Raw genomic sequence first — 20580 nt, forward strand, 5'->3', positions numbered from 1 at the left:
TGAAGTCTGCGCCTGGTTACAGAGACTGCCGTCATCGGCCGAGGCGGTCCTTATGCCAAAAACAGCCTTCGGCGGAAAGCAGCCTGTTGGACCTTCGGTTATTTTGGTGCGGCCTGATCCGGATGGGCTGCAATAAAGGCGGGGAGCGCTGCACATCGATCGGCAATTGCTACGGTGCGTGCGCAAGCATTCAGATCGACGTTCCAGCGCCGGGCATTGTAGATCTGCGGCACGAGGCAGAGATCGGCCATGCTCGGTTTATCGCCATGGCAGAAGTCGCCGGTCGCCGGATTGTCGAGCAGGCGTTCGAAGGCTTGAAGACCTTCGCCGATGAACTTGCGCATCCAGGCGGAGCGCGCTGCATCCGGATCGCTCGACTGCTGCATGACATAGGCAACGATGCCGAGATTGCAGCTCGGGTGGATGTCCATGGCAATGGCATAGGAGAGTGCCCGGACGCGGTGGCGGCCAAGCGGATCGGTGGGAAGGAGAGTGGCGTGCGGCCGCGTTTCCGCCAGATATTCGATGATGGCGAGGGACTGCGTCATCATGTGGCCATCGATCTGCAACGCCGGAACCAGACCCTGCGGATTGCGGGCGAGGTGCTCCGCCTGCTTGTGTTCTCCGCTCAGGAGATCGACAGGCGCAGAACTATAGGGCATCGCCAGCATATTGAGTGCGATCCGCACCCGGTAGCTGGCCGACGAGCGCCAGTAATCGAACAGAACCGTAGTGGTCATCGGGATTGCCTTGAGCCGGGTTCAGATTTCGTGACGGTCTGCTCGATTGCCCCGAAGATCGAATGTCCCGCTTCGTCCTTCATCTCGATACGGACGATATCGCCGAAATGCATGAACGGTGTCGTCGGCGTACCTTTCTCGATGGTTTCGATGGTGCGGATTTCGGCGATGCAGGAATAACCGACGCCTCCTTGCGAGACCGGCTTGCCCGGGCCGCCATTGAGCTTATTGGAGACGGTGCCAGAGCCGATGATGGTGCCGGCTGAGAGCGGTCGGGTTTTCGCCGCATGGGCAATGAGCTGGCCGAAATCGAAGGTCATGTCGATGCCGGCATTGGCGCGGCCGAAAGGTTTTCCATTGAGATCGACGAGCAGTGGCAGGTGCAGCTTGCCGCCGTCCCAGGCATCGCCGAGTTCTTCCGGTGTCACGGCAACCGGCGAGAAGGCCGAGGACGGCTTGGACTGGAAGAAGCCGAACCCCTTGGCCAGTTCGGCCGGGATAAGGCCGCGTAGGGAGACGTCGTTGACGAGCAGGATCAGGCGGATGGCGCCCCGGGCTTCCTCCGCTGTCGCTGCCATCGGCACATCATCGACGATGACGGCGATCTCGGCTTCTATGTCGATGCCATAGGCCTCATCCGCCATGACGATCGGGTCGCGGGGATTGAGGAACGAGTCCGAGCCGCCCTGATACATCAAGGGCTCGGTCCAGAAGGTCGCCGGCATCTCTGCGTTGCGGGCCTTGCGGACCAGCTCGACGTGATTGACATAGGCCGAACCATCCGCCCACTGATAGGCGCGTGGCAAGGGAGAAGCTGCTTCACTTTCGTGAAAACGCTTGGACGGCTGGGCGCCGGTTTCCAGACCCTCCGCCACCTCGCTGAGCCGCGGGCCGACATAGGCCCAGTCGTCCAGCGCCGCCTGCAGCGTGCGGGCGATATGGCCGACCTCGGAACAGCGGGTCAAATCCCTTGAGACGACGACCAGCCGGCCGTCGCGAGTGGAGTCCTTGAGTGTGGCGAGCTTCATGATGTTGGTTTCCGTTCTTTATTCACAGTAGACGACCGGCGTTTTCTTTACTGGGTTTGCCCCTCACCCTAGCCCTCTCCCCGCTTGCGGGGAGAGGGGATGATCGAGGCTGCCGCAAGCACCTTATCCCCGTTCGACGGGGAGAAGGTGCCCGACAGGGCGGATGAGGGGCTGTTGTTTGGGCCACCTCACTTAATGCCGGGCGTACCGTCGAATTTGCGTTCCAGCCCGTCCCAGCATTCGAGATAGTTGTCCTGCAGCGTTTCGAGTTCGGCGGCGTAGCGGGTCAGTTGCTGCGGGTAGCGGGTCTCGAACATGAAGGCCATGGTATGGTCGAGCTTGACCGGCTTGAGTTCGGTGTTGGAGGCTTTCTCGAAGCCCGGCGCGTCCGGTCCGTGCGGCAGCATCATGTTGTGCAGGCTCATGCCGCCGGGCACGAAGCCTTCTTCCTTGGCGTCGTACTGGCCGTGGATCAGGCCCATGAATTCGCTCATGATATTGCGATGATACCATGGCGGGCGGAATGTGTGCTCGGCCACCAGCCAGCGCGGCGGGAAGATGACGAAATCGACATTGGCGGTGCCGGCTTCTTCCGTCGGTGCTGTTAGCACTGTGAAGATCGACGGGTCCGGATGGTCGAACAGGATGGCACCGACCGGGGAGAAAGTGCGCAGGTCGTATTTGAACGGTGCGTAATTGCCGTGCCAGGCAACGACGTCGAGAGGCGAATGGCCGATTTCGGTGACGTAGAATTTGCCGCACCATTTCACATGCACCCGGCACGGCGTTTCCTTGTCCTCGTAGGCGGCGACCGGCGTCTTGAAGTCGCGCGGGTTGGCAAGGCAGTTGGCGCCGATCGGGCCGCGATCCGGCAGGGTGAACTTGGCGCCGTAGTTTTCGCAGATGTAGCCCCGCCATGTGGAACCTTCGCCGAGCCGCGAGACCTTGAACATCATGCCGCGCGGGATGAGGCAGATCTCTGACGGTTCCACGTCCATGATGCCCATTTCAGTGAAGACGCGGATGGTGCCGAGCTGCGGCACGACCAGCAGTTCCCCATCGGCATTGAAGAAATAGTCGTCAATCATGTCGTCGTTGAAGATATAGGCGTGAGCGGCCATGCCGACCTGGGTCATCACATCGCCGGCTGCCGTCATCGTGCGGATGCCGGAGAGGAAATCGAGCTTTTCGGCCGGTTCCGGGATCGGGTTCCAGCGCAATTGGCCGAGCGGCAGCGAATGATCGTCGAGGCACGGCGCGGACTTCCAGAATGGGTAGCTGGCATTGGAAAAGCGCCGCGTGTGGCGCACGCTCGGGCGGATGCGGTAGAGCCACGAGCGCTCGTTGGTGCCGCGCGGTGCCGTGAAGGGCGAGCCGGACAGCTGCTCGGCATAAAGGCCGTAATTGCATTTCTGCGGGCTGTTCTGGCCTTGCGGCAGCGCGCCGGGGAGGGACTCGGTCTCGAAGTCGTTGCCGAAGCCGGGCATATATTGCGGGCTGTTGGCCAGCGCATCGACGGTAGCCGTCCGGGTTTTTTCCAGCATGGCTTGATCCTCCTCCATGTATATGGTTACAAATGTAACTGTCTATTTTGTAACTATCAAGGAAGCCATGAACTCCCGGAAAATCATCGGCGATTTCGATCTTGAGCAGTTCCTGCCGTTCCGTCTCAATCGCGCGGCGGAATTCATCGCTCTGCGCTTTGCCGCGGCCTACAAGGCGGAATATGGGCTGACGCGGCCGGAATGGCGGACGCTGGCGGCCTTGGGCAGCTCGGGCCGGATGACGGCGACGGAGGTCGGCATCCATTCGACCATGCACAAGACCAAGGTCAGCCGCGCCGTGTTTGCGCTGGAGGAGCGCCGCTGGCTGAAGCGGACGCAGGACGAGGACGACCGCCGGGCCGAGCATCTTGAACTGACCGCAGCCGGGGCAAAGGCCTACCGGGACTTGACGCGGCTGGCGCGAGACTATTCGGCGGAATTGTCCGAACTGGTGGGGCAGGAGGGGTTGCAGGCCCTGTCATCGGGATTGACCGCCGTCGAAACGGCCATGGCCAAACGAGGCGGCTAACATTTACGATTTACCGCGCTGGCGCACCGGCAGTCCTTCAAAATCCTTCAGCGTCGCCAGTACGATCGATGTCTTCACATGCTGCACGCTGTCATGCGGCAATAGTACGCCGTTGACGAAATGGGCGAGCCCGGCAAGATCCGGCGTCACGACCTTCAGGTGATAATCCATCTCGCCGGTCAGCGCATAACATTCCAGCACCTCCGGCAGATCGGCGATCAGCGCCGCAAAACGCTTGGCATTGTCGCGGTTGTGGGTGGCAAGCGTGACGGCGATGACCACCATGAGATCAAGCCCCAGCCGGCCGCGATCAAGCATCGCCCGGTAGGTCTGGATGAAGCCTTCGGTCTCCAGTCGTGCCCGCCGCCGCGAACACTGCGAGGGTGACAACGCGATCCGTTCCGAGAGTTCGTTATTGGTCAGCCGTCCATCGCATTGTAGTTCATAGAGGATCTTCAGGTCATATCCGTCGAGCTGTTCCATCTTTGCGTCAATCCTCAAAATTTCGCATGATCCGTGCGTAGATTTTACGAAATCGTGCAAGAATGCAAGCACAATGCACGGCGTTTCCGTCATCATGGCCTCAAATTCTGATGTTCAGAGGAGAGAACGATGGGCCCCTTCCCGCATGATACGCCGCCGACCGGCATTACTGTTGAAAACCCGGCCGGCACAGACGGTTTCGAGTTTGTCGAATTCGCCCATCCAGAACCGGAAAAGCTGCGTGAACTCTTCACCCGTATGGGTTATTGCTGCGTTGCCAAGCACCGTACCAAAGATATCAGCGTCTGGCGCCAGGGCGACATCAATTACGTTCTGAATGCCGAGCCGGGCAGCCATGCGATGCGCTTTGTCGAGGATCACGGTCCCTGTGCGCCGTCGATGGCCTGGCGTGTCTCCGACGCGAAACACGCGTTCGATCACGCCGTTTCCAAGGGCGCGACGCCCTATGAAGGCAATGACAAGGCGCTCGATGTGCCCGCCATTGTCGGCATCGGTGGTTCGCTGCTCTATTTCATCGATACCTACCGCCAGAAGGGTTCGCCCTATGAGGCCGAATTCGAATGGCTGGGCGAACACAATCCGAAGCCGGAGGGCGTCGGCTTCTATTATCTCGATCACCTCACCCACAATGTCTATCGCGGCAACATGGACACGTGGTGGGATTTCTACCGCGAACTGTTCGGCTTCAAGCAGATTCATTTTTTCAACATCGACGGCCGCATCACCGGCCTTACGAGCCGGGCGATCACCTCGGCCTGCGGCAAGATCCGCATTCCGCTGAACGAGTCCAAGGACGATACCAGCCAGATCGAGGAATATCTGCGCAAGTACAAGGGCGAGGGCATCCAGCATATCGCCGTTGGAACGGATGGCATCTACGAGGCGACCGACAAGCTGGCTGCCAATGACCTGAAGTTCATGCCGGGACCGCCGGAAACCTATTACGAACTGTCGCATGCCCGCGTGAACGGTCATGACGAGCCGATCGATCAGATGAAGAAGCATGGCATCCTGATCGATGGCGAAGGCGTGGTCGATGGCGGCATGACCCGCATCCTGCTGCAAATCTTCTCAAAGACCGTGATCGGGCCGATCTTCTTCGAGTTCATCCAGCGCAAGGGCGACGAAGGGTTCGGCGAGGGCAATTTCCGCGCTCTGTTCGAATCGATCGAGGCCGACCAGATCCGCCGTGGCGTGCTGAAACCGGCTGTTGCCGCCGAGTAGGCCTGCCCTTTCCCATCAAAAGCCCTGCCGATTGCGAATCGGTGGGGCTTTTCGCGTTTTGGCTTGGGTGTCATGCTTTGTCGCGTGCCACGAAACGTCATCGGGCAGTCAAAGGATGTTGATATCGGTTTCGGATAGCAACCTTTGTCTCACCCTGAAGCATATAGAAAGATTTCATTAAGCATAAGAATTGCTTACCGGGAGGAAGCCTCACAATCCGGATTATTCTGACATGGTGAACGATATGGCTGCTACCATGAATGCGGTGATACGGAATCTGTGCGATGGATGACTTACAGGCGAGACTGGCGTCACTGCGGGATGACACTGAAGCCTTTATCGGGCTTTACGATCAGCAGGATCGCCTGCGCTATGCCAACAGGGCTTTTCGCACAGCCTTTGCGCTCGATGACACGGAAACGCCGCTCTGGCCGGATCTGATGCGGCGCAATCATGCTCTCGGTCGTGGCACAGTCATCAGCGTGCCGGATTTTCAGGCCTGGGTCGTTTCCGCACAGTCGCGTCGCGGCAAGGTGCCGTTCAGGGCGTTCGAGACCGATCTGGTCGACGGCCGCTGGCTGTGGATGACCGAGACCGTCAATCGCAGTGGCTGGATGCTATGCATCGCCAATGACATCACCCATTTGCGCGCCGACGAACGGACGCTGCGGCAAGATCGCGATTTTGCGCTGAAGGCATCGCAGACCGACGAGCTGACCGGCATCTCCAACCGCCGCTACATGATGGCACAGCTGGCGGCGATGATCCGCAGCCAGCCGGCGGACGGTCCTGTCAACGGCTGCATCTCCATTCTCGATATCGACTTCTTCAAGGGGATCAACGATCTCTACGGCCACCAGACCGGCGACGAGATCCTGCTGGACTTTGCCCGGCGGGTCCATCCGATCGTCCGGCGGCACGATTGTTTCGGACGCATCGGCGGTGAGGAGTTCATGCTGATATTTCCGGAAACGACGCTGGCCGAAGGTGAATGGATCGTCGCTCGGGTATTGGAAACGGTGCGCACGGCCCGGCCGCTGCTCTCAGTACCGTTGTTTTCCTATACCTGCTCGGCGGGCATTGCTGCCTTGCAGCCGGGCGAGACGGCCAAGGAAATCTACTCGCGCGCTGATGCTGCCCTCTACGATGCCAAACATTCCGGTCGCGACCGGATGGCGGTCGGCGCCCGCTGAATTACTGCGTCAGTCCTTCGAGACCGGGTGCAGTCCGGGTGACCGCGACCTCGGTGACCTCATACTCGGCAACGCCATGGACGGTGAACGGGTCTGCGGCCACCAGCGCCTCGATTTCAACCCTTGTACCATGTGCGAAAATCACCCCACCGGTGCGCGGGTTCTTCCGTCCCGATGCGAGAAAGACACCTGTGTCATAGCCATCCTTCACCCAGTCCATATGCGGCTCGATATGGCGGTCCACCTCGGACATTTCGGCCGTGTAAGTTAGCGATAGGATGAAAATGGTCAGTCCCCGGTCAAGAGTTTTGCGCGGATCAGCCCGCGCAGCGAATTGCCCATATAGAGCGTGCCGGTTTGCAGGTCGGGCAGTGTCAGGTGCTGGATGCGGGCGCGGCGCGCGCAGATCAGCTCGGACCGCAACACGCCAGCCAAAAGGCCGCAGGCGATCGGCGGTGTTTTCAGGGTGCCGGAGCCGTCATCGAGAAAGATCGAGGTGATCGTGCCCTCGCATGGCTCGTTCTTTTCGTTGAGCAACAAGACCTCATCGGCGATTTCGGCCGGGTATTCCTTGCGCGCGGCCTCGTAGATGTCGCGCCGGGTGGTCTTGTGGCGCAGCAGCCTGTTGGTGGAATCGAGCCGGGCCGAGGCGAGGGCGACACGCCACACGATCTCCTCCGGCAAAGGGGAGAACGGCGCGGTGGTGATGGCGATTTCGCCGGTGGGGCTGAGGGTCAGGCGGACGCGAAGGGCAGTGGTACCGGTTGTTGTCTTGATGGGGTTACCCCCCTCTGTCGGCCCGGCCGACATCTCCCCCTCAAGGGGGGAGATCAAATCGGAGTCACCTCTCAGACGGGATTGGCTTTCGGTAATCTCCCCCCTTGAGGGGGAGATGCCTGACAGGGCAGAGGGGGGTAAACTTTCCCCAAGCACCTCTGCCAGCTTTTCCGCCGCTTTATCCGCACCCAAAAACCCCAGCCGTCCTGCCGAACGCTTCAACCGGGCCAGATGCAGCCGCAGGCGGACGATGCCGGTGCCGGGCTCCCAGCGCATGGTTTCGATCAGCGAGAAATCGCTCATCGGTCGATCCAGGCGCCGCCGACGGCGAAGCGGGCCTTGAGCAGGCATTCGTCATATTCGGATTCGGCGGTTGAATCGAAAACGATGCCGCCGCCGACATTGAAGACGGCCTCACCCTCCGGAAAGAGCGACAGCGTGCGGATGGCGACGTTGAAGCGCATTGTACCATCTGGCGCGATGAAGCCGATCGAGCCGCAATAGGCGTCACGCGGTCCGTCTTCCAGATCATGGAGGATTTCCATTGCACGCATTTTTGGCGCGCCGGTGACCGAGCCGCAGGGAAAGAGCGCTTCGAAAATCTGTGTGATGCCAATATCGGGCCGCAGTTTTGCGCGGACATGGCTGACCATCTGGTGCACGGTCGGATAGGTCTCGATGTCGAACAATCTCGGCACATCGAGGGTGCCGACTTCGGTTATGCGGGAAATGTCGTTGCGCAAGAGGTCGACGATCATACGGTTTTCGGCCTGCGATTTTGGGTCCTCCCGCATTTCGCGGATCAGGTCCTGATCTTCCGCAGGCGTTGCGCCGCGCCGTGCCGTTCCCTTCATCGGATGCGTCTCGATCCAGCCGTCCTTATCGATCCGGAAGAACAGTTCGGGCGAGCGCGACAGAAGGGTAGGACCACCGAGCGAAACCAGCGCGCCGTATTTCACCGGTTGCCGCTCGATCAGCGACCAGAAGGCGGCCAGCGGATCACCGTTCCAGCGGGCGTTGACCTGCATGGTCAGGTTCGCCTGGTAACAATCCCCCTGCCGCAGATGCTGATGCAGCCGGTCGAAGCGTTGCTTGTAGCTGTCGAAATTCCAGCTGGCGCGGGGTCCGGTGATGAAGGGTTCGTTTTCGATGCGGCGTTGCGGCTCTGCCAATGCGTGTCGTTCAGCAGGACCGTCGAATACGCCGAACGACATCAGCGGCGTACGGCGGTTTTCCTCGGCAAAGGGGGCGAGCTTCTCTTCGAACAGATGGCCCGCCTCGTAGCTCATGAAGCCGGCCAGCCATTTCCCGGCCTTGTGAGCGGCTTCCATGTCCTTCAGGCCGCGCCAGAACTCCGCCTTGGTATGGGCGGTGATCACACGCGACGGCTCGGCAAAGACAGTCGTTCTGTCTTCGCTGTCGTCCCGGAACAGGACATAGGGGCCGGTGTCGGTCATGCCATTGATCGCCGATGCAGAATCTTGATTTACGCCTGTTTATCAAGCGCCTCAAGCTCGTCGATCAGCCCTTCCAGCATCGACAGGCCCTGTGCCCAGAACGACGGATCGGTGGCGTCGAGGCCGAAGGGGGCGAGAAGCTCGGAGTGATGCTTGGTGCCGCCGGCCTTCAGAAGCTCGAAATACTTCTGCTGGAAGCCGGTTTCGGCCTTCTGGTAGACGGCATAGAGCGAATTCACCAGGCAATCGCCGAAGGCGTAGGCGTAAACGTAGAACGGCGAATGGATGAAGTGGGGAATATAGGCCCAATAGGTCTCATAGCCCTCGGAAATCCGGATGGCCGGGCCGAGGCTTTCTTCCTGCACCGACAGCCACAGCTCACCGATATTGTCGGCGGTCAGTTCGCCGTTCTTGCGGGCGGTGTGGACCTTGCGTTCGAATTCGTAGAAGGCGATCTGTCGCACGACCGTGTTGATCATGTCCTCGACCTTCTGGGCGAGCATGGCCTTGCGTTCGCGCTTGTCTTTCGTCTTGTCAAGAAGGGCGCGAAAAGTCAGCATTTCGCCGAAGACGGAGGCTGTTTCGGCCAGCGTCAGCGGTGTCGATGCCATCAGCGCGCCCTGGCCACCGGCCAGAACCTGATGCACGCCATGGCCAAGCTCGTGGGCGAGCGTCATCACGTCGCGCGGCTTGCCCATATAGTTGACCAGCACATACGGATGCGCCGACGGTACGGTCGGGTGCGCGAAGGCGCCCGGTGCCTTGCCCGGACGAACCGGCGCATCGATCCAACCGCCGTCGAAGAAGCGGCGGGCGATATCGGCCATTTCCGGCTCGAAGCCGGCATAGGCCGACAGCACGGTTTCCTTGGCTTCGCTCCAGGGGATCAGCGTTGCCGGCGTTTCCGGCAGAGGCGCGTTGCGATCCCAGAATTCCATCTGCTCCATGCCGAGCCACTTGGCCTTCATCGCGTAGTAGCGGTGCGACAGGCGCGGATAGGCATCCTTGACGGCCGCGGCCAGCGCATCGACCACGTCGCGCTCGACGCGGTTGGCTAGGTGGCGAAAGTCAGCAATATCCTCGAAGCTACGCCAGCGGTTTTCAATTTCCTTGTCCTTGGCGAGCGTATTGGTGATCAGCGTGAAGATACGGATATTGTCCCTGAAGGTTTTCGTCAGCGCCTGCGCCGCCTTCTTGCGGGTAGCCGGGTCGGCCTCCTGCAGCATACTGAGCGTCACTTCGAGCGGCAGTTCTTCGCCATCGACATTGAATGTCAGCGCCGCCATGGTTTCATCGAACAGCCGGTTGAAGGCGCTGGCGCCGGTCATGGACTTTTCAAGGAAGAGCTGTTCGATCTTGTCGTCGAGCTGGTAGGGCTTGTCCATGCGCAGATCGACGAGCCACGGCTTGTAATGGGCCGCCAGTGCATCTGTTTCGAGCGCTGTATCGATGACGGCGTCGTCGATCCGGTTCAGCTCCAGCGCAAAGAACAGGAGGTGGCTCGCCATGTCGGTCAACTTGGCCTGGGCATCGCCATAGAGCTTGCCGTTGGCCGGATTGGACGTATCGGAGAAATAGGTGAGGCCGGCAAAGGAGCCGATCTTGCCCATCAGGTCTTCGAGAATTTCGTATTCCCGCACCGCCGCGCCGATGCCATCGTCACCGGCAAGCGTGGCTGCATTCGCCAGCTTGCCCTTCCATTTGGCCTCGAAGGCCTTGGACAGCGTGTCAGCCTTTTCCAGGTCGCCGAGATATTCGGTCGAGCTTGCCGAGGGGTAGAGATCTTCCAGCTTCCAGGACGGCAGATCGCCCAATTCCGCCGCATGTGCGCCACCGGACGAGGCGGACAGGCCGATGCGCGAAGATGTCTGGGAACCGGGAAAATGATGCATGGACGATCACTCTTTTTGTCGATGCCGGCCCGGATTCGGGCGGCGAAGCAGAGGGCGGATATGGGGCCATGACCTAACGTCGGCAATGGATAAAATGCAAGCATTTCTCAAAAGAGGATTTTCAGGCCTTTCTGACAGGAATGTTTCTCACGATACGGCACATGATGTGGCGATCGGGTTCTATGCGGAAAGCAGGAGGCCTTCATGACATCCCAAATTCTCGTCATCGATGACGATCCGGTTCAGCGCCGGCTGCTGACGAACATGATCGAGCGGCTCGGTCATATTGCCCATCTCGCCGACAACGGACGCAGCGGTCTGGAACTGCTGGAGCGCAAGCGCGGGCTGATCAGCGTCATCCTTCTCGATCTGATGATGCCGGAAATGAACGGCCACGGTTTTCTCGAGGCGATCGCCGAGCGCGGCATCGATACGCCTGTTATCGTGCAGACGGGGCAGGGCGGTATCGAGACAGTTGTTCTTGCCATGCAGGCCGGCGCGTTCGATTTCGTCGTGAAGCCGGTGTCGCCTGAGCGCCTTTCCGTTGCGATTACCAACGCGCTGAAGATGGATCACCGCGAAAGCAAGAGCGGCCGTGCGCCAAAACGCTCGCGCAGCGGTACCGTCGGGTTCGACGATATCGTCTCGGCCAGCCCGGCGATGATCCGCGTGCTCGATCTGGCGCGCCGTGCTGCGCAGTCCAACATTCCGATCGTGCTCGAAGGGGAATCCGGGGTCGGCAAGGAAATGGTCGCCCGGGCCATCCAGCATGCCAGCGAACGGGCCAGCAAGCCGTTCATCACGGTCAATTGCGGCGCCATTCCGCACAATCTGGTCGAGAGCATTCTCTTCGGCCATGAGAAGGGTGCCTTCACCGGCGCCACCGAAAAACATTCCGGCAAATTTGCCGATGCCGATGGCGGCACGTTGTTCCTTGACGAGATCGGCGATCTGCCACTCGACGTCCAGGTGAAGCTGCTTAGAGCAGTTCAGCAGGGCGAGATCGAAACGATCGGCGCTCGCCATCCGCAGAAGGTCAATGTCCGGCTGATTTCGGCCACCAACAAGGACCTGATCAACGAAGTCCGTGAAGGCCGCTTCCGTGAAGACCTCTATTACCGGCTGAACGTCTTCCCGATAGCCATGCCGGCACTGCGCAAGCGCAAGGAAGATATTCCGGTTCTGGTGCGGACATTCGTCGAGCGGTTCGCGCTTGAGCAGCGGCTTGCGTCACCGCTTTCGGTGTCGAGCGGAGCAATGGCACTGCTCACGGCTTATGACTGGCCGGGCAATATCCGCCAGCTGGAAAATGCGATCTTCCGGGCTGTGGTGCTTGCTGAGGGCGCCGAACTGACGGTGAAGGATTTTCCGCAGATTGCCACGCAAATCCCCGGCTATGTCGTCGCGGAGAAGTCGGGTTTTACCTGGGAGGAAACCGGGCCGGCAAAGGGAACGGTCACAGACGCCAATTATCTGCCGCCGGTCTATCCGCATTTCAGCGCTGCCGACAAGGTTGACCTGCGCAATGCAGCGCCCGATCAGCATTCCGAAAACGCGATTGCGAGCGTCGATGACGGCGGAAATGTGCGAAAGCTGGCCGATGTGGAAGAGGAACTGATTCGGTTTGCGCTGAAATTCTACCGGGGCCAGATGAGCCAGGTGGCCCGCAAGCTCGGCATCGGGCGCTCGACATTATACCGCAAACTCAAGGATTACGGCATTAATCCGGATGATCCGTTCAGCGAGGCCGCGTAAAACCAGGGATAACAATCCGTCACGATCCGTCGTATTTGGATGTTGTCGTTTAGACCTTGTTAGTGAACCATTCACTATATTATAAGGATAACCGATGACTGTGGCATATTTGCCATGCTGTCACCGCAATTGACAGTCATCTGATCAGCCACGGGACGCATTGTCCGTCGGACGGGGATTGAGTTTGCAAAATTTGTTTGGATTCAAGAAGCCTAACGGCTCCGGGATCACCCGCTTTTGCGCCGCGGTAGCCCGTAAGGTGCCACGCGTTCTCGCATCGCTTCTGATCGCAGCGTCCATGGTCACACCTGGCTTCGCGCCGCCCGTAGAGGCGGCCGGCCAGACGCGGACGCTCAAGCTCTATTACATTCATACCAAGGAAAAGGCGTCGATCACCTACAAGCGTAACGGCCGCTACGACGCCAAGGGGCTGCAGGAGATCAACCGCTTCCTGCGCGACTGGCGCCGCAACGAGCCGACGAAGATGGACCCGCGTCTTCTCGATCTCGTCTGGGAAGTCTACCAGAAGAGCGGTTCGCGCGATTATATCAACGTGGTGTCCGCCTATCGCTCGCCGGCCACCAATGGCATGCTACGGTCGCGCTCCAAGGGTGTCGCCAAGAAGAGCCAGCATATGCTCGGCAAAGCGATGGATTTCTATATACCCGACGTCAAGCTGAAGGCTCTGCGCGAAATCGGCATGAAGTTCCAGGTCGGCGGCGTCGGCTATTATCCGACGTCCGGCTCACCCTTCGTGCACATGGATGTCGGCGGTGTTCGCGCCTGGCCGCGCATGAACCGCAACGAACTCGTCCGGCTGTTTCCCGACGGCAAGACCCTGCATGTTCCGGCCGACGGCAAGCCGTTGCCGGGGTATGAGCTGGCTGTTGCAGACTACAAGCGCCGCGTCGGTGCCAGCGGCATCGAAGTCGCGGGTGGCGGCACCAAGGGTGCCGGCGACAAGGATACAACCAAGCGCAAGGGCAATCTGTTTGCCATGCTGTTTGGCGGCGGCAGTGGCGACGAGGATGAAGAACCCAACGCAATCGCCAGTGCCGATCTTGAAGGCTCTGACGAGCAGCCGGTCGCCAAGGCGAAAGTTACGCAGGTCGCTGCTGCAGAACAGGCCCTTCCAGGCGTCGATAATTCCGTCCAGCAGCCAGCCGCGGAGCAGAAGGACGTTGCCGCTCCGGTTCCGGGCGTAAGACCGGCCTTCAAGGATGCCGACGCCGGTATTCAGACGGCACTTGTTGCACCGACCAAGGAAACCTCGCAGGAAGCGTGGGCTGCAGCTTTGCCGGCGCCGGCTGCAACCACCGAAAGCGAATATGCCGATCTGACCGCCTACAAGATTCCGGTGCCTCAGATGCTCGGCAAGCGTGGCGCGAACGGCGATGCCGGTGCCGATACGCTGATGGCCTCGACCGATCCGAATGCGGCGGTGTTGCCTGAAGATGTTGCAGCCCTCGGCTTTGTGCCTGTTCCAGGCGCGCGCCCTGCAGGCGAGGAAGCGCTGATGGCCGTGGCCGACGCCAATGTTGCCGTCCCGTCGTTTGCCGAACGGGTACAGCCGCAGGCCGTTGCCTTGGCGCAGCAGCCGGTGGAAGCCGCAGCCGAGGCACAGACGCGCGTTGCCCAGACACATGTTGCACTGGCACAGCCGACGCAGCAGGAACAGCCGGTGGAAATGGCTGCGTTCGTGCCGCAATCGGCTGCCGCATCGCGCGCTGCAGTGTTTGACGATGCTTTCGATGGCAATGTCGAGGCGCCTGCCAAGGGCAAGCGCCCGAAGAAGCAGGAGGCCGATGCCGCGACCCGCTCGTCGGTTCGCACCGAGCCGAAGCTGACCCAGCAGATCATCTCCTCCTGGGCTCTGACCAACGGCCGCATGGCGACCCTGTCCAAGCCGGTCAAGGCGCCGCGCTTCGTCAGCAAGGCGCTGCGCGCTTCGCCGACGACGGTCTATTCGGCGGGGTTCTCGAACGAAGCCGTTGCGACCGACACGGCCCGGTTCAGCGGCACCGCCGTCAACTTCCTCGAAGTGAAGAAATTCAGCACCAACTGATTGTTGAGATTGAACCTCGACAAGGCCCGCCGGTGACGGCGGGCTTTTTGTTGTCCGCATCAGCGCGCTGATATCACATGAAAGTGTGCGTTTGCGGCGTTTGAGGGCCTCTTTTGGCTTTGAACGGTGTGGCGAAAGCGATTTTGCCTTCCTATATCACCGTCATCCCCTTCGTCGGAGACGCGTTTCCCGTTCTGCTGTGATGTGTTTGGTTCGCAGCCAGCGGCGCATGGAAATGGAAGGCCGTGAGGGACGTTCCCGTGTAAAACGGACAAGGAGTGTGCGAATGCCGAAGTACATCAAGACCCCGGAAGCGATTTCGAAATTGTCTCCCGAACAGTATCGCGTCACGCAGGAGAACGGCACGGAGCGGCCGGGTACCGGGCAGTATAACGATAACAAGAAGCCGGGCATCTATGTCGATATCGTTTCCGGCGAACCCTTGTTCGCGTCATCCGACAAATATGAATCCGGTTGCGGCTGGCCAAGCTTTACCAAGCCGATCGAGCCGGCCCATGTCGCCGAACTGCGCGATGTATCGCATGGGATGGCACGGACCGAGGTTCGCTCGAAGCACGGCGACAGCCATCTCGGGCACGTCTTTACAGACGGTCCGCGCGACCGCGGCGGATTGCGCTATTGCATTAACTCGGCCTCTCTCCGCTTTGTCCCCCGCGACAAGATGGAGTTGGAAGGCTATGGTGACTATCTCTCTCAGGTGGAGGATATCTGATGATAACCGAACGCGCAGTATTGGCCGGCGGCTGCTTCTGGGGCATGCAGGACCTCATTCGCCGTTATGACGGCGTCATCTCGACACGGGTCGGTTATACCGGCGGCGACGTCAGGAATGCGACCTACCGCAACCATGGCAATCATGCAGAAGGTATCGAAATCACGTTCGATCCCACGCGGATCAGCTACCGCGATCTGCTGGAATTCTTCTTCCAGATTCACGATCCGTCGACGGCCAACCGTCAGGGCAATGACACGGGCGCCAGCTATCGCTCGGCGATCTACTATACCGACGATGCGCAGAAGCGGGTTGCCTTGGAAACCATTGCCGATGTCGATGCCTCCGGCCTGTGGCCGGGCAAGGTGGTAACGGAAGTGGAACCCGTCAGCGATTTTTGGGAAGCCGAGCCCGAGCACCAGGATTACCTGGAGCGGATACCGAACGGCTATACCTGCCATTTCATCCGTCCCGGCTGGAAACTGCCGCACCGAGACAAGAGTAACGAAGCGGCGGCCTGAGGCGCTTCTTTTCATTCAGTTTGCTATCGTTTCAGAACGATAAAAGGCCGGTCGAGACCGGCCTTTTTGATGTCTGATGCCCGCCAACCGTATCGATTGGGGCGGCATCCATCGTGAGATGGTTTTATGCGGCGTCCGGGGCTTCGATCATGCCAAGGGCTGCGAGATAGGTGTCGAGGATGGCTTCCTGTTCCATGCGCTCGTCCTTGTCCTGCTTGCGGATCGCGATGACCTTTTTCAGGATCTTCGTGTCGAAGCCGGTGCCCTTTGCTTCGCCGTACACATCCTTGATGTCGTCGGCGATGGTTTTCTTTTCTTCTTCCAGCCGCTCGATGCGCTCGATGAACGAACGAAGCTGGTCGCGTGCGACGCCGTGGGCATCCGACATGGTGTTCTCCTTGTTGGGGGATATCAATGAGGGTGGGACTGAATTTGTGAGGCTGTGACCTGCCGCGAAGTGCGGTCGAGGTCAAGTGACATTGCGTAACATCGCGCTGATTTTCGGCCCGAACGGGCTGCAGCGGGCGTTATTCCCTGGGCTTGCTTGCCTCATAGGCCGCCTTCTGTTCGCCGGAGGCTTCCCGCTGGTTGAGCGCCCGCCACTCCTCGTACGGCATGCCATAGACGATCTCGCGGGAAGCTTCCTTGTCCATGTCGACGCCCGCAGCGTTGGCCGCATCGCGATACCAGTTGGACAGGCAGTTGCGGCAAAATCCGGCAAGGTTCATCAGGTCGATATTCTGCACATCGCTGCGTTCGCGCAGGTGGGAAACGAGGCGGCGAAAGGCGGCGGCTTCGAATTCAAGCTGTTGTTGTGGTGTCAGGTCGCTCATCGTCGGTCTCTTTCAGCTGTCAGAACGTATAGGGTCCGGTGCGCGATGGATAACGCCTGATTTCGTGCAATTCGGGGCGGGCATTCAAATTTGCAAGGATGGGTCCAAGCCGGGCGTCCCAGCCGGCCACGCCGCTATCGTCGCCGATCAGGTCCTGGCGCACTTCGATCAGGGCGTGGGCGAGGCCGGTTTCCATGCAATGGCGAAACATCGTGTCGCCGCGCAGGGCGCCATCATAGGGCTCGTTGTCGCCGACAAGGATATCGCCGGACACTTCAAGCGCTTCGATCAGCGGGGTAACCGCGCGCGGATCGCTGTCCCAGAGAACGGCAGCATGCCAGGGGCGGGGTACGCCTTTCCAGGCTGGGGTATAGGAGTGGATGGAAATCACCAGCGGCGCCTTGCCGCTTGCTGCGCCAACGGATGCGATCGTCTGCGAAACGGCCTGATGATATGGGCGATGAAAGCGATTGAGGCGTGCGTTCCATTCCTCCGGTGTAATCGGGTGGTTGCCGGGAATGATTGCACCGTCGGAAATCTTCATGATCAGCGTCGGATCGTCCTCGCCCCGGTTGGGGTCGATCAGCAGCCGCGAAAAACAGCTGAGGACGGCAGGAACGTTCAGCCGCGCCGCCAGCCGGCGGACAAGCGCCTCGACGCCGATGTCATAGGCGATGTGGCGCGCGAAAGCGCTTTCCGGAAGGCCGAGCCGTTGATATTCCGGTGGCAGGTGGTTTGTGGCGTGATCGGCAAGAATGACCAGTCCTTGCGCCGGGTCGCCTTCAATGATGTCGAATGGTGATGTTTGGGGCATACAGTATCAACTTGTTTCATCCTTGACAAAATTTGATGGCATGCTGTTGTCGATATCGCAAGGCAATCGCGAATTTGCGATGTTTCGGTCAACAAAAAGCCAGATGTAATCGATTAGAGTCGCGTTGACATTCAAGCCCTACCGTCGCAAGAAAGTCCCTCGACAAATCCCAACGGAGACCCATTGGAAACCGTGTCCAGATATCCTTTTTCCAGGCTGACTCTGCGGAACTGGTCCTTAAGCACCATTCTCCTCTTCGTTCTTACCGCGTTTTCGCCGGCCCTGATCGCAAATGAAGCCCGCGCCGAGTTCCGCGTCTGCAATGGTACGCAGAATCTGGTCGGCGTGGCTATCGGCTACCGTGCCAAGGAAGGCTGGATCACCGAAGGCTGGTGGCAGGTGCCCGCGACAACGTGCGCCACCCTGATCGAGGGTGAACTCCAATCACGATACTATTACCTCTATGCTGAAGATGCGGCTCGCGGTGGACGCTGGACAGGTGACGTCAATATGTGCGTTGCCGAAAACGAGTTCAAAGTGACGGGCGTGCAGGATTGCTTCGCGCGCGGTTTTCAGCGGATGGGGTTCAAGGAATACGACACGGGGCGTCAGGGAAGCTGGATGGTTCAGTTGTCCGATACCCCAGGGACTCAAGAAAGCCACAACTGATGAAGCGGAATAGAAAAGTCAAAATCCTCGCAACGCTCGGACCGGCATCGGGCGAAGAAGAGATGATCCAGAAGCTGCATGAGGCGGGGGCTGATCTTTTCCGGATCAACATGAGCCATGCCAGCCACGACATGATGCGCACGCTGATCAAGCGCATCCGCAATGTCGAGGCGCGCTGCGGCCGCCCGATCGGCATTCTGGCCGACCTACAGGGACCAAAACTGCGCGTCGGCAAGTTTGTCGCCGGCAAGGTCGACTTGGTTCCCGGCCAGGCCTTCACCCTCGACAACAAGGATGAGCCGGGCGACGCAACCCGTGTCTACCTTCCACACCCGGAAATCCTTGAATCGGTCAAGGCCGGCCACCGCCTGCTGATCGACGACGGCAAGCTGCATCTGCGCGCTGACAAGTCCGATGGCAAGAGCATCGTCTGCACCGTTATCGCCGGCACCAAGATTTCCGATCGCAAGGGCGTCAGCCTTCCCGATACGCTGCTGAGCGTTGGTGCTCTGACCGAAAAAGACCGTGCCGACCTCGACGCCGTTCTCGAAACCGAGGATGTCGACTGGGTCGCGCTGTCGTTCATTCAGCGTCCGGAGGATCTGTCCGAAGTCCGCAAGATTTCACGCGGCCGCGTCGGCCTGATGTCGAAGATCGAAAAGCCGCAGGCAATCGAACGCATCGACGAAATTATCGAGCTTTCCGATGCGCTGATGGTTGCCCGTGGCGACCTTGGCGTTGAAATGCCGCTTGAGGCCGTCCCTGGCCTGCAGAAGCAGCTGATCCGCGCTGCCCGCCGCGCCGGCAAGCCGGTCGTCGTCGCCACGCAGATGCTGGAATCGATGATCTCCGCTCCGGTCCCGACCCGCGCCGAAGTGTCCGACGTTGCGACCGCTGTGTTTGAAGGCGCAGACGCGATCATGCTGTCGGCCGAATCTGCTTCCGGTGATTATCCGGTGGAATCGGTTGCGACCATGGCGTCGATTGCCAGCAAGATCGAAACCGATCCGCATTATCCGGGCATCATCTACGCCCAGCGCACCCCGCCGGAAGCAACCGGCGCCGATGCGATTTCGCTGGCCGCTCACCAGATCGCCGAGACGCTCAAGCTTTCGGCCATCGTCTGTTACACGTCGTCCGGCACGACCGGCCTGCGTACCGCGCGCGAGCGTCCGCAGGTTCCGATCCTGGCCTTGTCTCCGGTTATCCAGACGGCCCGCCGTCTCTCCGTCGTCTGGGGCCTGCACTGCGTCGTCACGTCCGATGCGACCGATCTGGACGACATGGTCAACCGCGCCTGCCGCATCGTTGCCACCGAAGGTTTCGGCAAGCCGGGCGACCGGGTGATCATCTCGGCCGGCGTGCCGCTCGGAACCCCGGGTGCCACCAACATGCTGCGTATCGCCTATATCGGCTCCGACGGCCTCAGCGGCGTCTGAGACAAGCTCTAGGTTCATGAAAAAACCGCTGGAGCGATCCGGCGGTTTTTCTGTTTTGTGGTCTGGCTGGTCAGATGGTGATGCTGGCGGGGATCGCGATCATCATGCTTGGCGCTCCAGCTGGAGAGCCGCTGCCGAGCGCGGCGTTCAGGCCTTCGATTGCCTGGTTCAGGCTCTCTCCGGACTTCTGCGCTTCGCTTATGGCATTCTGGTCGGCATTCTTCTGCTCACGCATCCGGCGCACGGCCTCTTCAAGCAAGGCCTTGATCTCATGCGCCACGGCCTTGATTTCCTCAAGCGTCTTGCGGTCATCGGCGGAGACGGTCTGTTGCTCCGTGCCATCCTTCATCGTGTCCTGATAGGCCTTCTGGGCAAAGGACATGTCGTCTTCAGCGTTGTCGGTCGTCCCAGCGGTCTGCGCATCGGACGGCCCGGACAGCGTTACTTGCGCCTCTATGGAGCCGAACGCCGCCGCTCCTGTGGTTGATCCGGCTGAAGAAACCGCCGCTGCAAAGTCCTTGGCTGCTGCGCCGACTTCGCGGGCCAGATGGCCTGCCTGCCGGGCCAGGATTTCTGGATCGAAATTCCAGCGGCGGAGGTATTCCAGCTGCTTCTTGGCATCATCCAGTTTTTGCCTGGCCCGCGCCTTCATGTCGTCGGCATCAGTTTCTGCCGTGCTTTTCAGCATGTCGAGCGCCCGGTCCCGCAGGCTTTGCGTATCGGCCGCCACCCCGGCAGAGGATGTCCCTGCTGTCGCCGTCGTGGTTCGGAAGGGGTAGGTTGTGGCTATACCGCCGGTTTGCATGAATGGGACCTCCAGATTAAGGCCGCACGTTGCAATCGGCAACTTGCATGAGGCTGGC

General features: G+C 60.1%; 21 protein-coding genes. 9 read left to right on the forward strand and 12 right to left on the reverse strand.

Annotated elements, in window-relative coordinates:
• Window positions 1-98: 98 nt before the first annotated feature.
• From maiA to hmgA, 3 genes are all read right to left on the reverse strand, one after another.
• Window positions 99-740 (reverse strand): maleylacetoacetate isomerase, encoded by a 642-nt coding sequence (gene maiA, locus ACP7E0_RS18670; RefSeq protein WP_426126756.1) that lies wholly within the window; start codon window positions 738-740, stop codon window positions 99-101.
• Window positions 737-1768: a fumarylacetoacetate hydrolase family protein gene (locus ACP7E0_RS18675; RefSeq protein WP_426126758.1), complete on the reverse strand. Its 1032-nt coding sequence runs from the start codon at window positions 1766-1768 to the stop codon at window positions 737-739. The genes maiA and ACP7E0_RS18675 overlap by 4 nt, the downstream gene beginning before the upstream one ends.
• A gap of 188 nt (window positions 1769-1956) precedes the next feature.
• Window positions 1957-3312 carry a homogentisate 1,2-dioxygenase gene (hmgA, locus tag ACP7E0_RS18680; RefSeq protein ID WP_426126760.1) on the reverse strand — a complete coding sequence of 452 codons (1356 nt, stop codon included), beginning with the start codon at window positions 3310-3312 and terminating at the stop codon, window positions 1957-1959.
• Window positions 3313-3379: 67 nt separating this feature from the next.
• Between hmgA and ACP7E0_RS18685 the strand changes: the two genes are divergently transcribed.
• The gene (locus ACP7E0_RS18685; protein ID WP_426126762.1) at window positions 3380-3841 is read left to right on the forward strand and encodes a MarR family winged helix-turn-helix transcriptional regulator; all 462 of its coding nucleotides are present in this window, start codon (window positions 3380-3382) and stop codon (window positions 3839-3841) included.
• 3 nt (window positions 3842-3844) lie between these two features.
• On the opposite strand, the gene ACP7E0_RS18690 is transcribed toward ACP7E0_RS18685, so the two are convergent.
• Complete coding sequence (locus ACP7E0_RS18690; protein WP_426126763.1) at window positions 3845-4324, reverse strand: Lrp/AsnC family transcriptional regulator; 480 nt, start codon at window positions 4322-4324, stop codon at window positions 3845-3847.
• A 129-nt stretch (window positions 4325-4453) separates the two neighbouring features.
• On the opposite strand from ACP7E0_RS18690, the gene hppD reads away from it, so the two are divergent.
• Both hppD and ACP7E0_RS18700 read left to right on the forward strand, forming a co-directional pair.
• The gene (gene hppD / locus ACP7E0_RS18695; protein WP_426126765.1) at window positions 4454-5569 is read left to right on the forward strand and encodes a 4-hydroxyphenylpyruvate dioxygenase; all 1116 of its coding nucleotides are present in this window, start codon (window positions 4454-4456) and stop codon (window positions 5567-5569) included.
• Window positions 5570-5853: 284 nt separating this feature from the next.
• Window positions 5854-6762 carry a GGDEF domain-containing protein gene (locus ACP7E0_RS18700; RefSeq protein WP_426126767.1) on the forward strand — a complete coding sequence of 303 codons (909 nt, stop codon included), beginning with the start codon at window positions 5854-5856 and terminating at the stop codon, window positions 6760-6762.
• A 1-nt stretch (window position 6763) separates the two neighbouring features.
• On the opposite strand, the gene ACP7E0_RS18705 is transcribed toward ACP7E0_RS18700, so the two are convergent.
• The 4 genes from ACP7E0_RS18705 to ACP7E0_RS18720 are packed head-to-tail and all read right to left on the reverse strand — an operon-like array spanning window position 6764 to window position 10888.
• The gene (locus tag ACP7E0_RS18705; RefSeq protein WP_426127030.1) at window positions 6764-7048 is read right to left on the reverse strand and encodes a YciI family protein; all 285 of its coding nucleotides are present in this window, start codon (window positions 7046-7048) and stop codon (window positions 6764-6766) included.
• Between the two features lie 2 nt (window positions 7049-7050).
• Window positions 7051-7842, reverse strand: a complete 792-nt coding sequence (locus ACP7E0_RS18710; RefSeq protein WP_426126769.1) for an aminotransferase class IV family protein — start codon at window positions 7840-7842, stop codon at window positions 7051-7053.
• Entirely contained in the window at window positions 7839-8996 is a 1158-nt protein-coding gene (locus ACP7E0_RS18715; protein WP_426126770.1) for an aminodeoxychorismate synthase component I, read from the reverse strand. Before ACP7E0_RS18715 ends, ACP7E0_RS18710 begins: the two co-directional genes overlap by 4 nt.
• Before the next feature lie 29 nt (window positions 8997-9025).
• Window positions 9026-10888 (reverse strand): M3 family oligoendopeptidase, encoded by a 1863-nt coding sequence (locus ACP7E0_RS18720; RefSeq protein WP_426126772.1) that lies wholly within the window; start codon window positions 10886-10888, stop codon window positions 9026-9028.
• 204 nt (window positions 10889-11092) lie between these two features.
• Here ACP7E0_RS18720 and ACP7E0_RS18725 point away from each other — a divergent pair, with 204 nt between their 5' ends.
• The 4 genes from ACP7E0_RS18725 to msrA all read left to right on the forward strand — a co-directional run bounded on the left by ACP7E0_RS18725 (window position 11093) and on the right by msrA (window position 15962).
• Entirely contained in the window at window positions 11093-12643 is a 1551-nt protein-coding gene (locus tag ACP7E0_RS18725; protein WP_426126774.1) for a sigma-54-dependent transcriptional regulator, read from the forward strand.
• Window positions 12644-12827: 184 nt separating this feature from the next.
• Complete coding sequence (locus ACP7E0_RS18730) at window positions 12828-14708, forward strand: DUF882 domain-containing protein (RefSeq protein ID WP_426126776.1); 1881 nt, start codon at window positions 12828-12830, stop codon at window positions 14706-14708.
• A gap of 286 nt (window positions 14709-14994) precedes the next feature.
• A complete protein-coding gene (gene msrB, locus ACP7E0_RS18735) occupies window positions 14995-15441 on the forward strand; it encodes a peptide-methionine (R)-S-oxide reductase MsrB (RefSeq protein WP_426126778.1) in 447 nt (148 codons plus the stop codon).
• Window positions 15441-15962 (forward strand): peptide-methionine (S)-S-oxide reductase MsrA, encoded by a 522-nt coding sequence (gene msrA / locus ACP7E0_RS18740; RefSeq protein ID WP_426126780.1) that lies wholly within the window; start codon window positions 15441-15443, stop codon window positions 15960-15962. The genes msrB and msrA overlap by 1 nt, the downstream gene beginning before the upstream one ends.
• A gap of 124 nt (window positions 15963-16086) precedes the next feature.
• Here msrA and ACP7E0_RS18745 read toward each other — a convergent pair whose 3' ends face one another.
• The 3 genes from ACP7E0_RS18745 to ACP7E0_RS18755 all read right to left on the reverse strand — a co-directional run bounded on the left by ACP7E0_RS18745 (window position 16087) and on the right by ACP7E0_RS18755 (window position 17609).
• On the reverse strand, window positions 16087-16350 hold the full coding sequence (locus ACP7E0_RS18745) for a DUF2312 domain-containing protein (protein ID WP_113317095.1): 264 nt from the start codon (window positions 16348-16350) through the stop codon (window positions 16087-16089).
• A 139-nt stretch (window positions 16351-16489) separates the two neighbouring features.
• Window positions 16490-16795: a DUF1244 domain-containing protein gene (locus ACP7E0_RS18750; protein ID WP_426126782.1), complete on the reverse strand. Its 306-nt coding sequence runs from the start codon at window positions 16793-16795 to the stop codon at window positions 16490-16492.
• 19 nt (window positions 16796-16814) lie between these two features.
• On the reverse strand, window positions 16815-17609 hold the full coding sequence (locus ACP7E0_RS18755; protein WP_426126784.1) for an N-formylglutamate amidohydrolase: 795 nt from the start codon (window positions 17607-17609) through the stop codon (window positions 16815-16817).
• A gap of 216 nt (window positions 17610-17825) precedes the next feature.
• Between ACP7E0_RS18755 and ACP7E0_RS18760 the strand changes: the two genes are divergently transcribed.
• Window positions 17826-18278 (forward strand): DUF1036 domain-containing protein, encoded by a 453-nt coding sequence (locus ACP7E0_RS18760; protein ID WP_426127032.1) that lies wholly within the window; start codon window positions 17826-17828, stop codon window positions 18276-18278.
• Window positions 18278-19717 carry a pyruvate kinase gene (gene pyk, locus ACP7E0_RS18765; protein WP_426126786.1) on the forward strand — a complete coding sequence of 480 codons (1440 nt, stop codon included), beginning with the start codon at window positions 18278-18280 and terminating at the stop codon, window positions 19715-19717. The genes ACP7E0_RS18760 and pyk overlap by 1 nt, the downstream gene beginning before the upstream one ends.
• Before the next feature lie 70 nt (window positions 19718-19787).
• Here the strand turns inward: pyk and ACP7E0_RS18770 are convergent, their stop codons facing one another.
• The gene (locus ACP7E0_RS18770) at window positions 19788-20522 is read right to left on the reverse strand and encodes a hypothetical protein (RefSeq protein WP_426126788.1); all 735 of its coding nucleotides are present in this window, start codon (window positions 20520-20522) and stop codon (window positions 19788-19790) included.
• Window positions 20523-20580: the final 58 nt, after the last annotated feature.

This window comes from Pararhizobium sp. PWRC1-1, assembly GCF_049897905.1.
Taxonomy (GTDB): Bacteria; Pseudomonadota; Alphaproteobacteria; order Rhizobiales; family Rhizobiaceae; genus Pararhizobium.

Bases quoted from the DNA above. Each gene is read 5' to 3' on its own strand.
- ACP7E0_RS18685 (WP_426126762.1), top strand. From the start codon at position 3,380: ATGAACTCCCGGAAAATCATCGGCGATTTCGATCTTGAGCAGTTCCTG.
- ACP7E0_RS18720 (WP_426126772.1), bottom strand. From the start codon at position 10,888: ATGCATCATTTTCCCGGTTCCCAGACATCTTCGCGCATCGGCCTGTCC.
- ACP7E0_RS18690 (WP_426126763.1), bottom strand. From the start codon at position 4,324: ATGGAACAGCTCGACGGATATGACCTGAAGATCCTCTATGAACTACAA.
- ACP7E0_RS18755 (WP_426126784.1), bottom strand. From the start codon at position 17,609: ATGCCCCAAACATCACCATTCGACATCATTGAAGGCGACCCGGCGCAA.
- pyk (WP_426126786.1), top strand. From the start codon at position 18,278: ATGAAGCGGAATAGAAAAGTCAAAATCCTCGCAACGCTCGGACCGGCA.
- maiA (WP_426126756.1), bottom strand. From the start codon at position 740: ATGACCACTACGGTTCTGTTCGATTACTGGCGCTCGTCGGCCAGCTAC.
- ACP7E0_RS18750 (WP_426126782.1), bottom strand. From the start codon at position 16,795: ATGAGCGACCTGACACCACAACAACAGCTTGAATTCGAAGCCGCCGCC.
- ACP7E0_RS18700 (WP_426126767.1), top strand. From the start codon at position 5,854: ATGGATGACTTACAGGCGAGACTGGCGTCACTGCGGGATGACACTGAA.
- ACP7E0_RS18715 (WP_426126770.1), bottom strand. From the start codon at position 8,996: ATGACCGACACCGGCCCCTATGTCCTGTTCCGGGACGACAGCGAAGAC.
- hmgA (WP_426126760.1), bottom strand. From the start codon at position 3,312: ATGCTGGAAAAAACCCGGACGGCTACCGTCGATGCGCTGGCCAACAGC.
- msrB (WP_426126778.1), top strand. From the start codon at position 14,995: ATGCCGAAGTACATCAAGACCCCGGAAGCGATTTCGAAATTGTCTCCC.
- ACP7E0_RS18675 (WP_426126758.1), bottom strand. From the start codon at position 1,768: ATGAAGCTCGCCACACTCAAGGACTCCACTCGCGACGGCCGGCTGGTC.
- ACP7E0_RS18725 (WP_426126774.1), top strand. From the start codon at position 11,093: ATGACATCCCAAATTCTCGTCATCGATGACGATCCGGTTCAGCGCCGG.
- ACP7E0_RS18770 (WP_426126788.1), bottom strand. From the start codon at position 20,522: ATGCAAACCGGCGGTATAGCCACAACCTACCCCTTCCGAACCACGACG.
- hppD (WP_426126765.1), top strand. From the start codon at position 4,454: ATGGGCCCCTTCCCGCATGATACGCCGCCGACCGGCATTACTGTTGAA.
- ACP7E0_RS18710 (WP_426126769.1), bottom strand. From the start codon at position 7,842: ATGAGCGATTTCTCGCTGATCGAAACCATGCGCTGGGAGCCCGGCACC.
- ACP7E0_RS18745 (WP_113317095.1), bottom strand. From the start codon at position 16,350: ATGTCGGATGCCCACGGCGTCGCACGCGACCAGCTTCGTTCGTTCATC.
- msrA (WP_426126780.1), top strand. From the start codon at position 15,441: ATGATAACCGAACGCGCAGTATTGGCCGGCGGCTGCTTCTGGGGCATG.